11 protein-coding genes and 1 other annotated feature are annotated in these 13,967 nt (G+C 43.6%); of the genes, 2 read left to right on the top strand and 9 right to left on the bottom strand.

Annotation, left to right across the window (positions count from 1 at the left end; translation table 11 throughout):
* Positions 1–56 precede the first annotated feature (56 nt).
* The 6 genes from QUF94_RS08220 to zapA form a co-directional block, all read right to left on the bottom strand.
* A complete protein-coding gene (locus QUF94_RS08220; protein ID WP_289315423.1) occupies positions 57–1,754 on the bottom strand; it encodes an AMP-binding protein in 1,698 nt (565 codons plus the stop codon).
* Positions 1,755–2,212: 458 nt separating this feature from the next.
* Entirely contained in the window at positions 2,213–2,620 is a 408-nt protein-coding gene (locus QUF94_RS08215) for a DUF350 domain-containing protein (protein WP_137019456.1), read from the bottom strand.
* 64 nt (positions 2,621–2,684) lie between these two features.
* Positions 2,685–5,039: an endonuclease MutS2 gene (locus QUF94_RS08210; protein ID WP_289315422.1), complete on the bottom strand. Its 2,355-nt coding sequence runs from the start codon at positions 5,037–5,039 to the stop codon at positions 2,685–2,687.
* 35 nt (positions 5,040–5,074) lie between these two features.
* Positions 5,075–6,793, bottom strand: coding sequence for a DNA polymerase/3'-5' exonuclease PolX (gene polX / locus QUF94_RS08205; RefSeq protein WP_289315421.1), 1,719 nt, complete (start codon positions 6,791–6,793; stop codon positions 5,075–5,077).
* Between the two features lie 209 nt (positions 6,794–7,002).
* Complete coding sequence (locus QUF94_RS08200; RefSeq protein WP_289315420.1) at positions 7,003–7,548, bottom strand: CvpA family protein; 546 nt, start codon at positions 7,546–7,548, stop codon at positions 7,003–7,005.
* A gap of 4 nt (positions 7,549–7,552) precedes the next feature.
* A complete protein-coding gene (gene zapA / locus QUF94_RS08195) occupies positions 7,553–7,813 on the bottom strand; it encodes a cell division protein ZapA (RefSeq protein ID WP_048678967.1) in 261 nt (86 codons plus the stop codon).
* Positions 7,814–7,985: 172 nt separating this feature from the next.
* Between zapA and rnhC the strand changes: the two genes are divergently transcribed.
* Together rnhC and QUF94_RS08185 are read left to right on the top strand one after the other, a co-directional pair.
* Positions 7,986–8,945, top strand: coding sequence for a ribonuclease HIII (gene rnhC, locus QUF94_RS08190; protein ID WP_289315419.1), 960 nt, complete (start codon positions 7,986–7,988; stop codon positions 8,943–8,945).
* Positions 8,946–9,030: 85 nt separating this feature from the next.
* Complete coding sequence (locus QUF94_RS08185) at positions 9,031–9,249, top strand: hypothetical protein (protein WP_289315418.1); 219 nt, start codon at positions 9,031–9,033, stop codon at positions 9,247–9,249.
* A gap of 41 nt (positions 9,250–9,290) precedes the next feature.
* Here the strand turns inward: QUF94_RS08185 and pheT are convergent, their stop codons facing one another.
* From pheT to QUF94_RS08170, 3 genes are all read right to left on the bottom strand, one after another.
* Positions 9,291–11,705: a phenylalanine--tRNA ligase subunit beta gene (pheT, locus tag QUF94_RS08180; RefSeq protein WP_289315417.1), complete on the bottom strand. Its 2,415-nt coding sequence runs from the start codon at positions 11,703–11,705 to the stop codon at positions 9,291–9,293.
* Positions 11,706–11,733: 28 nt separating this feature from the next.
* Positions 11,734–12,774 carry a phenylalanine--tRNA ligase subunit alpha gene (gene pheS, locus QUF94_RS08175; protein ID WP_289315416.1) on the bottom strand — a complete coding sequence of 347 codons (1,041 nt, stop codon included), beginning with the start codon at positions 12,772–12,774 and terminating at the stop codon, positions 11,734–11,736.
* Between the two features lie 58 nt (positions 12,775–12,832).
* Positions 12,833–13,074, bottom strand: a binding site (T-box leader).
* Between the two features lie 43 nt (positions 13,075–13,117).
* Entirely contained in the window at positions 13,118–13,876 is a 759-nt protein-coding gene (locus QUF94_RS08170; protein ID WP_289315415.1) for a TrmH family RNA methyltransferase, read from the bottom strand.
* Between the last annotated feature and the right edge of the window lie 91 nt (positions 13,877–13,967).

Genomic DNA, 13,967 nt, shown 5'->3' with positions numbered 1-13,967 from the left:
TCGTTCTGCAAAACACGGAGCCCTATTCCGCTGCTCCGTATGAAGGGGTTGCTTGTTTACGCTTCTTTTCTTTCCTCCGATATTTTTTTCTTTTCTTCCTCGATAAGGACTCTTCTCAGGATCTTTCCTATCGTCGTTTTAGGAAGTTCCTCCCTAAATTCATAGCTGCGCGGTACCTTATAGGAAGCCAGGCTTTTTCTAGCAAAATCATTCAATTCATCTTCAGTCACCCTGGCATTTTTTTTCAGTACGACGTAGGCTTTGACGGTCTCACCGCGATATGGGTCAGGGATACCTGCCACAACAACCTCCTGTACGGCCTCATGCTCGTATAGTACCTCTTCCACCTCACGTGGGTATATATTGAAACCACCAGCAATGATTGTATCCTTTTTCCTCTCAACTACATAAAAGAACCCCCGCTCATCCATGTAACCCAGGTCGCCTGTTAGTAGCCACCCATCTTTAAAAGTGCTTTCCGTTTCATCCGGACGGTTCCAGTAACCTTGCATTACCTGAGGTCCTTTTATGGCAATCTCACCAATTTCATTCGGAGGTAGCTCTTCGCCCGTTTCCAGGGACAGAATCACCGAGTCGGTATCTGGCCATGGCAATCCAATGCTTCCTTTTACACGCGGCTGATCCCAAATGAAATTAGCATGGGTTACCGGTGAGGTTTCCGACAGTCCAAAGCCTTCAACCAGCTTCCCGCCGGTAATTTTCTCAAACTGCTCTTGAACCTCTAAAGGTAATGGTGCAGAACCGCTTATGCAGGCATTGATGGAAGAAAGGTCATACTTAGCGATATCCGGATGGTTCAAGAGGCCGATATACATCGTTGGCGCTCCTGGAAACATGGTCGGTTTCTGTTTTTGGATGGTTTTAAGCGTCGCTTCAACATCAAACTTCGGCATGATGATCATGGTGTTCCCTTCCATGACGGAAAGAACCAAGACTGTCGTCATACCGTACACATGGAAGAATGGGAGAATCGCAAGGATCCTTTCCTCACCGCGCTTATTTTTATAAAGCCATGCATTGCACATTTTTGTATTTGCCAGCAAGTTCTTATGGGTAAGCATGACCCCTTTGGGAAAGCCTGTTGTCCCGCCAGTATATTGCAAAAGTGCAAGGTCATTATTCACATCGATCGGCTCAGCGACTTCTTCAGGGACCTTTTGTTTCATGATTTCGGAAAATAAATGATGATTGCCCGCATGCTCCACATTGATGACAATGCCGTATTGCTTTTTTTGAATAAAAGGATAGATAAGATTTTTCGGAAAAGGTAAATATTCCTTGATAGCGGTTACAATTATATGTTCTATATCCGTTCTTGAAGCGACTGCAGTGACACGGGGAAATAAAATATCCATCGCTAAAATTATTTTAGCTCCTGAATCTTTCATTTGATACTCTAATTCACGTTCAGTATAGGTTGGATTCGTTTGAACCACGACACCGCCAGCCATCAATATCCCAAAAAAGCTTATGACACCCTGAGGGCAGTTCGGAAGCATGACGGCAACGCGTTCTCCTTTTTGAAGACCGATACTTTTTAAATACGCTGCGAACTTTAAAGCAGATTCATATACTTCCTGGAAAGTTAATTCTTTTCCCTGGAAATGAATCGATACTTTATCAGGGAATTCTTCGGCTGATTCCTTCAAAAAAGAATAAAGAGGTTTATCTTCGTACGACAAAACCGCTGGTATCTGTTCTGGATAAATAGCTTGCCATGGCTTATTGCTCATTTGCCCCCTCCTTCTGAATATTCTCAATACTCTTTATCATTATAATACAATCGGGATTTTCTTACAATTGCTTAAATTCAGAAAAATAAGCATAAAGGCTGATGATGAGCGTTAAGGTGGTCCATATATCCTACGAGAGTACAAGAGAGGATTGGAAACACTTAAAAAGGAAAACAAAAAAAGGAGTGTTTTACTCCTTATAGACTGTAAACAAACTTGAAGAAAAGTCCCATTTCAATATGTTACGAATTAGATTTGCAGCATAACCTTGGTTTCGAAAGTTTCACTTTACACACCACCTCCTTTTTTAAAATGGAATTCAAATAAAAGAAGCGGCACAATGGCCGCTTCAATTGAAGAATATCATATAAAAAATTCCTAACAGAAAAAAGATTCCGCAACAAACAATTAAGACTTTTGCAAGCTTCTCCACAGTTTTCTCCCTCTCATGAAGGGCATTAAGAAATTCCTGCGCCGATGACAAAAGATAATGCGATTGAAATGATCATCGATAGGAATCCTACTGCCCGATTATCTTTTTGTATCTCTTCATCTATTTTAAATCCAGGAGTCATAAATTCAAAAATGAAATAACCGATCAACAGAAGGATAAATCCGTATACGCCCCAGCCAATCATGGTAAGCAGCGAATTCTGATGGAGGATGGACTGTTGGAATACATAGGCGATTCCAAATATTTTACCACCTGTTGCCAACGCGACAGAAAGGTTTCCCTGTTTGATTTCCTCCCAGTTCTTGTACTTTGTGACAAGTTCAAAAATGGCTAAAAAAACAATCATGCAAAGAATGACGACACTGTAACGAGCAGCTATATATACATATTCATTTTCCCACATGTTCTCCATGGTCCAACTCCCGAATGGTAACTAGCCACCCGGCTTGGCAGTTAGCCGGAATGACCACTTTCCTTTATTTAAATTCCACCACCGTAACACCTGTTCCGCCTTCACCGGCTTCGCCGAAGCGAATCCTTTTGACAGAGCGGTGATTTTTCAAGTATTCCTGGACCCCGGACCGGAGAGCGCCCGTTCCTTTACCATGAATGATGGAGACACTGGAATAACCGGCCAAAAGAGCATCATCAACGTACTTTTCCACTCTTGATATTGCATTTTCAAAGCGTTCACCACGTAGGTCAAGTTCCACGCTAACATGATAATCGCGACCTTTTATCGTAGTAAGCGGCTTTATTTCTTTTACTTTCGTGGCCTTGATGAATTCTAGGTCAGACTCCTTCACCTTCATTTTCATGATGCCGATCTGAACCTGCCATTCATTACTTGATACCTTCTCGATCAAATGACCTTTTTGACCAAAACTTACGACCTTTACTTCATCACCAGGTTTCAAGCTTTTATCCAGAGGCCTCGCCACTTTATTTGATGTTTTTTTCACTTTAGGCGCTGCTTCTTCGAGCCGTTTTTTGGCATCAATCAGTTCATGTTCTTTAACATCGGCATGCTTTTCGAGTCGCAGTTTACGTAAGTCAGCTATAATCGCTTCCGCTTCTTTTTGTGCATTTTCAACGATTGCCGCTGCCTCTTTTGCTGCCTTTTCAACCATAGCATCCCGTTCTTCATGGTATTCACCAATTTGCCTTTGAAGGTCTTTATGAAGAATTTCCGCCTGTTTCAGGTGATTCTTGGCTTCCTGCTCCTCTTCTTCGGCCTTCTTGCGGCTGTCTTCAAGGGACGCTATCATATTCTCAACTTTATTCGTATCCTCACCAATATGGCTGCGGGCGCTGCTTATCACGCTTTCTTCCAAACCAAGGCGCTTGGAAATTTCAAACGCATTACTCCGTCCCGGTACACCGATCAAAAGTTTATAGGTGGGACTCAATGTTTCCACATTAAATTCAACGCTTGCATTAATGACGCCTTCCCGATCATATCCATAAGCTTTTAATTCCGGGTAATGTGTCGTGGCAATCACACGTGCACCGCGTTTATACACTTCATCCAAAATGGAAATGGCCAAAGCGGCACCTTCCTGAGGGTCAGTTCCCGCTCCAAGCTCATCGAATAAAACTAAGCTATCATAATCGACATTCTTAAGGATATCGACAATATTGACCATATGCGAAGAGAATGTACTTAAGCTTTGTTCAATCGACTGTTCATCGCCAATATCGGCATAAACAGAGGAAAACACTGCCGTTTCGGAACCATCAAGCGCAGGGATTTGCAGACCTGACTGGGCCATTAATGTACAGAGGCCAATTGTTTTCAGGGTAACCGTTTTACCTCCTGTATTCGGTCCGGTGATGACGATTGTCGTAAATTCATCACCAAGGAAAATGTCATTGGCCACGACAACATCACTCGGAATGAGCGGGTGTTTCGCTTTGAATAATTTCACGCGTCCCTCATTATTCAGAATCGGTTTGGACCCTTTTATCGCTTTTGCATACTTTGCCTTGGCGACAAGAAAATCGATTTGTGCAAGGACTTTGACATTATGAAGCAATTCAGGGGTGAACGCACCTACCTTTTCCGAAAGTTCGACCAAGATCCGTTCTATTTCCTGCGTTTCCTTCACTCGGGTTTCCTGCAGGACATTATTCAGTTGAACGATTGCTTGCGGTTCAATGAACAATGTCTGCCCAGATGAGGATTGATCATGAATGATCCCGCCATACACACTGCGGTATTCCTGTTTTACCGGGATGACAAAACGGTCATTCCGGATGGTGATGATGGCATCCGATAACATCTTTGATGCATTGGAAGAACGGATCATGCTTTCCAGTTTTTCCCGGACACGGCTTTCGTTCGTCCGAATTTGGTTTCTTAGGGTACGGAGCTTATCGCTAGCAGAATCCATCACTTCGCCATGCTCGCTTACTGCATACGTAATTTCCTGCTGCAAATCAATCAATGGATGAAGGGAATCGATATATTCGGCTAAAAGCGGAACTTCAATTTCCTGTTCTGCAAGTTCTTCGAAGAAACGGCTGAGAATCCTGCCGGCTCGAATCGTACTCGCAAGTTCCATCAATTCCATAGGTGAGAGCATTCCGCCAATCTGTGCCCTTTTTGCATGAGGACGGATATCAAAAATCCCGCCCAATGGCAAGTTACCTTTCAAGCGGACGATTTTTGCTGACTCATCTGTTTCTTCCTGCCATCTCGACACCTCTTCAAAATCAGTAGAAGGCATCAAGTGCTGTGCCTTCTCTTTTCCTATGGAAGAGGATGCGTGTGAGATTAATTGTTCTTTTATTTTATGAAATTCCAATGTCTTTAAAGCTTTATTATGCATGGAGTTAAAGCTCCTCCTTATTTATGGGCAAATAGTTAATCATTTCTCTTTAAAAACGCTAATAATCCATCCGTATCCCTTGCATTAAGAACCGTTGATTCTTTAATCCAGCCCTTTTTGGCCGACGAGACCCCAACAGGCATATGATCAAGCATATCGATGCTGTGGGCATCTGTATTGATAACAATCGGAACGCCTGCTTCCTGTGCCTTGCGCAGATGGGGAGGTGCCAAATCCAATCGGTTCGGATTCGCATTCAATTCCAAGGCGGTATTCGTTTCGCGTGCCAGTTCGATCAGCATCTCTATATCGACATCATATCCGGCGCGTCTGCCGATAATCCTTCCCGTTGGATGGGCGATTATGTCAACATGCGGATTATTCAGAGCCGTTTTTAAGCGCTCCATGATCGTTTCCCGCGGCTGTGAAAAGCTTGAGTGGATCGATGCGATAACCAAATCCATCTCTGCAAGCAGCTCATCGTCATAATCAAGTGTCCCATCAGGAAGTATATCCATTTCAATCCCCGAAAGAACGGTAAAATCATCGTATTTTTCATTCAGTTCATGGATGATCCGTTTTTGTTCACGTAAACGTTCCACGGTCAAGCCGTTCGCAACTTTCAAATATTGCGAATGATCGGTTATGGCCATATATCGATAACCTTTTGCACGGCACGCTTCAATCATTTCTTCAATGGTATGAGCCCCATCACTCCATGTGGTATGCATGTGCAGGTCACCTTTGATGGCCTCCAAAGATATGAGAGGTTCATTTGCATCATAATGCTCCACTTCCGTTCCGTCTTCACGCAGTTCTGGGGGAATGAAAGGAAGACCAAAATGATTATAAAAACGTTCTTCCGTTTCAAACGTCAATACCTCACCGGTTTCAGCCACTTCCACCCCATATTCGCTGATTTTCTCACCGCGATCTTTAGCCAGCTGGCGCATCCGCACATTGTGATCTTTCGAACCGGTAAAATGATGGAGTGTCGTTATGAATTCCTTATCCTTCACGATCCGGAAATCGACGGAAATATCATATTCATAATCTAGCACGACCGATACTTTTGTATCACCCGCTGCAATCACTTGCTTTATGCCCTTTAATGCGAGCAGTTGATCCTTAACTTCTTCGGGATGATCTGTCGAGATGATGAAATCGAGGTCCTTAATCGTTTCCCTCATACGCCGGATGCTGCCGGCTCTAGAAGAACGGATGATGTATTCCATGTTAGCAAGGGCCGTTTCAATATCATCCGCAATCGGCCTCATGAAGGCAAGGGGCAGCCGATCAGGCCTTGAACCTGCCTCGGCAATAGCAGACAGGATCTTCTCTTCCGTTTTTTTGCCGAAACCGGCAAGCGCCGCGACCCTGCCTTCTTCACAGGCGAGTTTAAGATCATTCACATCGTTTACATGCAGCTCTTTATGAAGCTTGGCAATTTTCTTCCCGCCCAAACCTTGAAGCTGCAAGAGCGGAATCAGACCTTTTGGCACCTGCTCCTGAAGCTCTTCAAGTACAGTCGATTTCCCCTCATTCATATACTCTTCGATGACGGATGCCGTTCCTTTCCCGATTCCATTTAAAGCGGTAAAGTCTTCGATGGCCGTCAGGCTCCGGTCATCCGTTTCCAAGGCGCCTGCTGCCTTTCGGAAAGCTGAAACCTTGAACGGATTCTCTCCTTTTAATTCCATATATATTGCGATTTTTTCTAATAATTTAATGATATCTTTTTTATTAATCGTCATTTCATTCACCGCCGAAAAAATTAGTAGGGTGTCCCATGTTCACTTTCTTAAAGATACCTTTCTTGGAGTTAAAGTACAAGCAGTCCGATTCTTAACTTTCGATTCAATCAGGGGAAGTTACATGCTGCTACATAAAAAGGGGCCTCCCCCATTCAAAGTATAGGAATCTAGGACTTTGAGAAAGGGAGGCAGGCCCTCGTATACTGACATTAAGATTGTTTTAAATCATGAAACCAAAGTTCCTTCACTTGCTCGGAAAGGAACGGTGTATGTTTCACGATCGATTCTGCCAGAAAAGATCCCGTTAATGGTTTCTGGATGGAATCCATTGGCAGCATGGCAGCTATATATAATATAATAAACATGATAAGATAGACTTCGATAAAGCCCAATATCCCTCCACCCCAGCGATTCAGCTGTTTTAAAATCGGAAGATGGGTAATGAAATTCAGCATGGATCCGATCATTTGCCAAAGAATCTTGGCAGCAAAGAAAATGATTGCAAAGGCAATCGCATTGTAATACGCCGTGTCCAGCCCGACTGTATCGAAAAACATATTAATGGTCGAGGAATCACCCATAGTCGGAAACGGAATCCACAATTTCAAATTGGGAGCAAGATCTCCGTAAAATACATAGGCGACGATGAAGGCTACTATGAACCCAGTCATATGAACCGTTTGTAAAATGAAGCCACGCTTTAAACCGATTAATAAACCGATTAAAAGAATGGCCAGAATTGCTAAATCAAGCATGTACTCAGTCCTTCTCTCTCTTTAATTCCAGTTGAAGCTGGTCTAGTTCATCTTTTAATTTTATATATTCGTGGATCGTATTCACGGCCGTTAGTACCGCTAGCTTACTTGTATCCAAATATGGATTTTTCATCCTGATCTCTCTCATTTTTTCGTCAACCATCGAAGCGACCAGGCGCATATGACTCGCGCTTTCTGTACCGACGATTGTGTATGGTTGTCCGTATATATCAACTGTTGTTTTATTTCGTTTATCGTCTGACAAAATGATGCCCCCAATCTAAACAATCCTAATTCTATCATATCATGAAGTTTTTCGTCACGAAAGAGAGTACAGCGTCATTTCTTGCATAAAAAATACAATAATTTGTCAAAAAAAAACGATTTAAGGAAGAAGATTACCTAAAAAATAAAATGAAGTTAGGAGTTTACCCATTATGTCCCATGTTGTTTTACTTATCAGCCCTGAACAAATAAAGGCGATGAAATCCCATTATTCTTCATCCTTGGCCGCCAAGCTGCCGCCGGGGAGCATCTTTTCCGCAAAACCGCCGCTATGTACGGTGACTGCCTATAAATCCGGAAAGGTACTCTTTCAGGGTAAGAATGCCGAACAGGAAGCGGTAAAATGGCAACAAAATACCACTGCTGCGGCCCCAAAGAAAAAAACGGCTTCATCTGCATCAGTAAACGTCCACCGCTATTCACCACCTGCAAATATCGGAACCATGTCAGTGATTGGTTCCGATGAAGTCGGAACAGGAGACTATTTCGGTCCGATCACCGTAGTGGCCGTATATGCAAAAAAGGAGCAACTCGCCCTGTTGAAGGAACTTGGTGTCCAGGATTCCAAAAATCTGAAGGATCCACAAATCATCGAAATTGCCAAACAGATTAAGGATGTGGTGCCATTCAGCCTGCTCACATGCGACAACCCGAAATATAATACGCTGCAGGCAAAGGGAATGTCACAAGGAAAAATGAAGGCAATCCTCCATAACCAGGCGATCAAGAATCTCATACAAAAAATCCAGCCGGAAGAAGCGGAAGCGGTCCTTATTGATCAATTCGCTCAACCAGATGTATTTTTCAATTACCTAAAAGGCCAAGAACTATTTCAAGCCAATGCCACCTATTTATGCACAAAAGCGGAAGGCATACACCTTGGAGTGGCAGCCGCTTCCATCCTGGCCCGATATGCATTCGTCAAACGCTTTGATTTGCTGAGTGAAAAAGCCGGATTCAAAATCCCTAAAGGTGCCGGCTTTGCAGTCGATGAAGCGGCCGCAAGATTGATTCATGAGAAAGGAATCGATTCATTAAACGAATTCACGAAAACCCACTTCGCCAATACAGAAAAAGCGAAGCGATTATATCAACAGAAATATCATAAATAAGGGAAAGCGGCTGACCTTCCGGGTACAGCCGCCTTTTTTTGTTTAATGAAGAACTTGATTTACTCGTGAATGTGCACATTTTCTTGTGAGTTTGCGCCTTTTACTCGTGAGTTTACGTGATTTACTCGTGAGTTTGCGCACTTTACTCGTGAGTTTGCGCGTTTTTCTCGTGAGTTTACGCGTTTTACTCGTGACTTTACGCGTTTTACTCGTGAGTTTCCGCACTTTACTCGTGAATTCACGCCATTTACTCGTGAATTTGCACATTTTACTGAATTTAGGCGTTTTTCTCGTAAGTTCATAAAAAGACAGCTTCCCTGGATTCAGGGAGCTGTCTTTTTGGTTTTATCCTCTTAGTTCTGCGCCAGCTTTTTCTTTGACGGCTTCAAGCACTTTTTCATGTGCTTTTGTAATGTCCTCGTCCGTTAGGGTACGTTCCGGATCGAAGTATTTCAGTGAGTAGGCAATGGATTTCTTGCCTTCCTCCATTCTGTCACCCTCGTATAAGTCGAAGATGCTTACTTCTTTCAGTAGTTTGCCACCAGCTTCTTCAATAATATCCTGAATGTCCCCGGCTTTCGTAGCTTGGTCCACAACGAGCGCGATATCGCGTGTTGTTGATGGATAGCGCGGAATGGTTTTGTAGGCAATCGGCGCTACTTCGGCTTCGGCCAATGCTTTTAAGGAAAGTTCGAAAATGTATGTTTCTTTAATATCCAAGTCTTTTTGGACGGTTGGGTGCACTTGGCCGATAAAGCCAATCACATCACCATTCAAAAGTACTTCCGCTGTCCGTCCTGGATGCATGTCGTTGATTTCCGCTTGGCGGTAACTGATTTGATCAGCTAATCCAAGTGTATCGAATAACGCTTCGATCACGCCTTTGGCTACAAAGAAATCCACTGGTTTCTTTTCACCTTGCCATAGGTGCGACTCCCATAGGCCTGTGATGGCTCCAGCAATATGTTCTTTTTCTTCAGGAAGTTCTTGTTCGTCCTGCTTAAAGAAAACCGAACCGATTTCATACAGGGCTAGTGAATCAATTTGGCGGGCATTGTTATATTTCACGACTTCCAGCAATTGAGGAACGATGCTCAAACGCAATTGGCTCCGTTCTTCACTCATTGGCATTGCTAAACGAATGGATTCTCTAGCTTCCAATGCGAATTGGGACGCTTTTTCCTGGCTTGTCAGTGAATAGGTCACCGCTTGATAAAGGCCTGCGCCTTCAAGTGTACGGCGTGCTTTCCGCCGTTTAATTTGATAGTCAGTCAATTGGCCTGGAGTAGAAGAACCGATCGGCAGTGTAGCGGGAATGTTATCATATCCATATAAACGTGCAGCCTCTTCAACTAAATCAGCTTCAATCGTAATATCACCACGGCGCGTCGGGACAGTGATGGTGAACGTTTCATTGTCAAGTTCGACGCCGAATTGAAGGCGTTTGAAGATGGACTCCACAACTGACACGGTCATGCTTGTTCCAAGAAGTGTGTTGATTTTTTCAAGTGTGATGCTAATGACCGCAGGTTCCATTGTCAATTCATCCACTTCTGCCGCTCCTTGTAAGACTGTTCCGCCAGCATATTGTGCAATCAATTGTGCTGCACGTTCTCCAGCTTCACGTACACGGGCCGGATCGACGCCTTTTTCAAAACGGGCACTTGCTTCACTGCGTAAGCCATGGTCTTTAGAAGCTTTACGAACTACTGTACCTGCAAAATATGCACTTTCAATAATGATGTTCGTTGTATCATTTTTCACTTCGGAATCCGCTCCGCCCATTACACCAGCTATTGCAACAGGCTCGCTGCCATTTGTGATCACTAAATGGTCTGGTGTCAAAGTGCGTTCAGCTTCATCCAACGTTACGATTTTTTCTGCATCTTTCGCTCTGCGGATGACGATTTCCTTTGAACCAAAGCGGTCATAATCAAAGGCATGTAGCGGTTGACCATATTCAAGCAAAATGTAGTTCGTGATATCGACCACATTATTATGAGGTCGGATACCTGCAGACATTAGCCGAGTCTGCATCCAAAGCGGTGAGGGGCCGACTTTAACATCTTTAATGATTTTTGCAATGTATATCGGGTTATCTTCTTTCGCTTCCACTTTGACACTGATATAATCAGAAGCTTTTTCAGCTGCCTCTTCTTTCTCGACAACCGGCCATTTCACTTCCCGGCCTAAAATGGCACCCACTTCGTATGCAACACCAAGCATGCTTAATGCATCAGAACGGTTTGGAGTCAGTCCAAGTTCCAGCACTTCATCACTTAATCCGAGTTCCTCCAATGCATCATTCCCCACTTCCACATCATTAGGGAAGACGAAGATGCCTGTAGCATAATCCTTGGACACGAGCTTGGATTCGAAGCCCAATTCTTGAAGCGAGCAAATCATCCCGTGCGATTCTTCTCCGCGAAGTTTCGCTTTCTTGATTTTGAAATTACCTGGAAGGACTGCGCCAACAGTAGCGACTGCGACTTTTTGGCCTTTATCGACATTCGGTGCCCCACAGATGATTTGAACGGGATTTTCGGCCCCGATATCAACTTGGCATTTATTCAACTTATCCGCATTTGGATGCTGTTCACGTTCAATGACATGCCCGATGACGACTCCTTTAAGCCCTTCACTTTTCTTTTCTACCCCTTCAACCTCAATGCCGCTTTTCGTGATTTTGTCTGCTAGCTCCGTCGCATTGATGCCTGAAAGGTCAACATAATCTTGTAACCATTTATATGACACAAACATGGTAGGTCCTCCTTTTTAAAATAAAAATTTATGCTTCGTGATGGTTGAATTGTTTTAAGAATCGAACATCATTCGTATAGAAATGACGGATATCGTCCACACCGTATTTCAACATGGCAATCCGTTCTACGCCAATTCCAAATGCGAATCCAGAGTATTTCTTGGAATCGAAGCCAGCCATTTCAAGGACGTTCGGATGAACGATCCCGCCGCCAAGCACTTCGATCCAGCCTGTTTGTTTACATACGCTGCAGCCTTTACCACCGCAAATTTTACAAGAAATATCCACTTCGACGGAAGGCTCCGTAAATGGGAAGAAACTTGGACGAAGACGGATTTCACGGTCTTGCCCGAATACTTTTTTCGCAAATACGTCAAGCGTTCCTTTCAGGTCGCTCATGCTGATGTTCTCATCGATGACCAAGCCCTCAATTTGCTGGAATTGATGGGAGTGTGTCGCATCATCGTTATCACGGCGATATACTTTACCCGGGCAGATAATTTTAACAGGACCTTGACCTTTATGTTTTTCCATCGTTCTGGCTTGAACCGGTGAAGTGTGCGTACGCATCAGGATTTCATCCGTGATGTAGAAGGAGTCCTGCATATCACGTGCCGGATGGCTTTTTGGCAAGTTAAGTGCCTCGAAGTTGTAGTAGTCGCTTTCAACTTCGGGACCTTCTGCAACCGTATAACCCATTCCGATGAATAAGTCTTCGATTTCCTCCACGACACGTGTTAATGGGTGAAGATTCCCCTTGTTAACCGGACGTCCTGGAAGTGTGACGTCAACCGTTTCAGTTGCTAGCTTAGCATTGACCGCCGCAGTTTCAAGTGCTTTTTGTTTCTCCTCGATCTTTGTTGCGATCGCTTCCCGAACATCATTGGCTAGTGCCCCGATTTTCGGACGTTCTTCGGCAGATAATTTACCCATGCCGCGCAATACCTCAGTGATTGGTCCTTTTTTCCCTAAATAAGCGACACGTACTTCATTCAGTTCCTTTAATTCGGAAGCGGCGGCAACTTTTTGCAACGCTTCTTCCTGCAGTTCTAGTAAACGTTCCTGCATCATGTCTTCCTCCTTTATTTTCCTTTTGTAAAAATGAACACAAAAAAACCCCAATCCCTAAAGGGACGAGGTTTATGTATCGCGGTACCACCCTTATTAGTGCATGAACAAATAAACTTCTGCACTCACTTCATTAAAAATAACGGCTCTTCACCGGAACATTTTTCGGACATTCTGTCTTCCCAATGCCAACTCGAAAGGTGAATTCCCTTAAGCAGTGCCATAAAAATGCTTTCAGTCAAGGCATTTTTTCCCTGGATATGGATAACTTAAGTTACTATTCTTTGTCATCGTTGTTTCAATATAAAATTCTGTTTTATTATATTATAATTCCACGGCCGTTTCAAATCGATTTTCGTAAATGGTACATTAAAATCCCGGCAGCGATCCCCACATTCAGAGATTCGCTTTTTCCGTAGATGGGAATATAAAGGTTTTTAGTCGTTTTCTCCAGTAATTCCTTCGATACTCCTTGGCCTTCATTGCCGACCAGCAGGGCAAATCGGGAAGACTTTTCCACTTCTTCAAATGGGGATGCTCCTTCTAATGCCGTGCCATAGACCGGTGTGCCGATTTGCTTCAGCTCATCGATGATTTCGGAAAGGTTCCCTTTAATGACAGGCATATGGAATAGGCTCCCTTGTGTCGAACGTACCACTTTGGGATTATACAAGTCGGCACACCCTTCGCCAAGAATGACCGCATCGATTCCAGCTGCATCCGCTGTCCTGATCATCGTTCCAATATTCCCCGGATCCTGGACGGCATCGATCAACAATAGTTTATCCGGATTAATGGACGTCATGCTCGTTGATTTCTGTTCACAAACAGCTGCAATTCCCTGTGGGGCTTCGGTATCGCATATCGCTTTCATAATATCATTTTTCACATAGATGACTTCTGTACCTTCCAGCTTAAAATGGGCTGGCATTTCAGTTTCTTCATTGACGATCACTTCCATGACGATATCTTCTTTTAAGGCTTCTTCAACTAGGTGAAAACCCTCGACTAAATATTTGCCTGTTTTATCTCGTTCTTTTTTCGTCAATAGCTTTTTCCATTGCTTCACTTGCGGGTTTTTTACCGATTCGATATATTTCAAGGGTAAACGCTCCTTTAACTTAACACTGATTTTCCTATTATAACGCAATTCACATACATATTGCATACGAGTTTGTGAAATGCTATTAATG

It is taken from the genome of Peribacillus sp. NJ4 (assembly GCF_030348345.1).
GTDB lineage: Bacteria > Bacillota > Bacilli > Bacillales > DSM-1321 > Peribacillus.
This window is presented reverse-complemented; position numbering and strand designations above follow the sequence as displayed.

What these genes read in the sequence shown, in the direction of transcription:
- QUF94_RS08220 (WP_289315423.1), bottom strand. Translation starts at nt 1,754, where the DNA reads ATGAGCAATAAGCCATGGCAAGCTATTTATCCAGAACAGATACCAGCG.
- QUF94_RS08215 (WP_137019456.1), bottom strand. Translation starts at nt 2,620, where the DNA reads ATGGAGAACATGTGGGAAAATGAATATGTATATATAGCTGCTCGTTAC.
- QUF94_RS08210 (WP_289315422.1), bottom strand. Translation starts at nt 5,039, where the DNA reads ATGCATAATAAAGCTTTAAAGACATTGGAATTTCATAAAATAAAAGAA.
- polX (WP_289315421.1), bottom strand. Translation starts at nt 6,793, where the DNA reads ATGACGATTAATAAAAAAGATATCATTAAATTATTAGAAAAAATCGCA.
- QUF94_RS08200 (WP_289315420.1), bottom strand. Translation starts at nt 7,548, where the DNA reads ATGCTTGATTTAGCAATTCTGGCCATTCTTTTAATCGGTTTATTAATC.
- rnhC (WP_289315419.1), top strand. Translation starts at nt 7,986, where the DNA reads ATGTCCCATGTTGTTTTACTTATCAGCCCTGAACAAATAAAGGCGATG.
- pheT (WP_289315417.1), bottom strand. Translation starts at nt 11,705, where the DNA reads ATGTTTGTGTCATATAAATGGTTACAAGATTATGTTGACCTTTCAGGC.
- pheS (WP_289315416.1), bottom strand. Translation starts at nt 12,774, where the DNA reads ATGCAGGAACGTTTACTAGAACTGCAGGAAGAAGCGTTGCAAAAAGTT.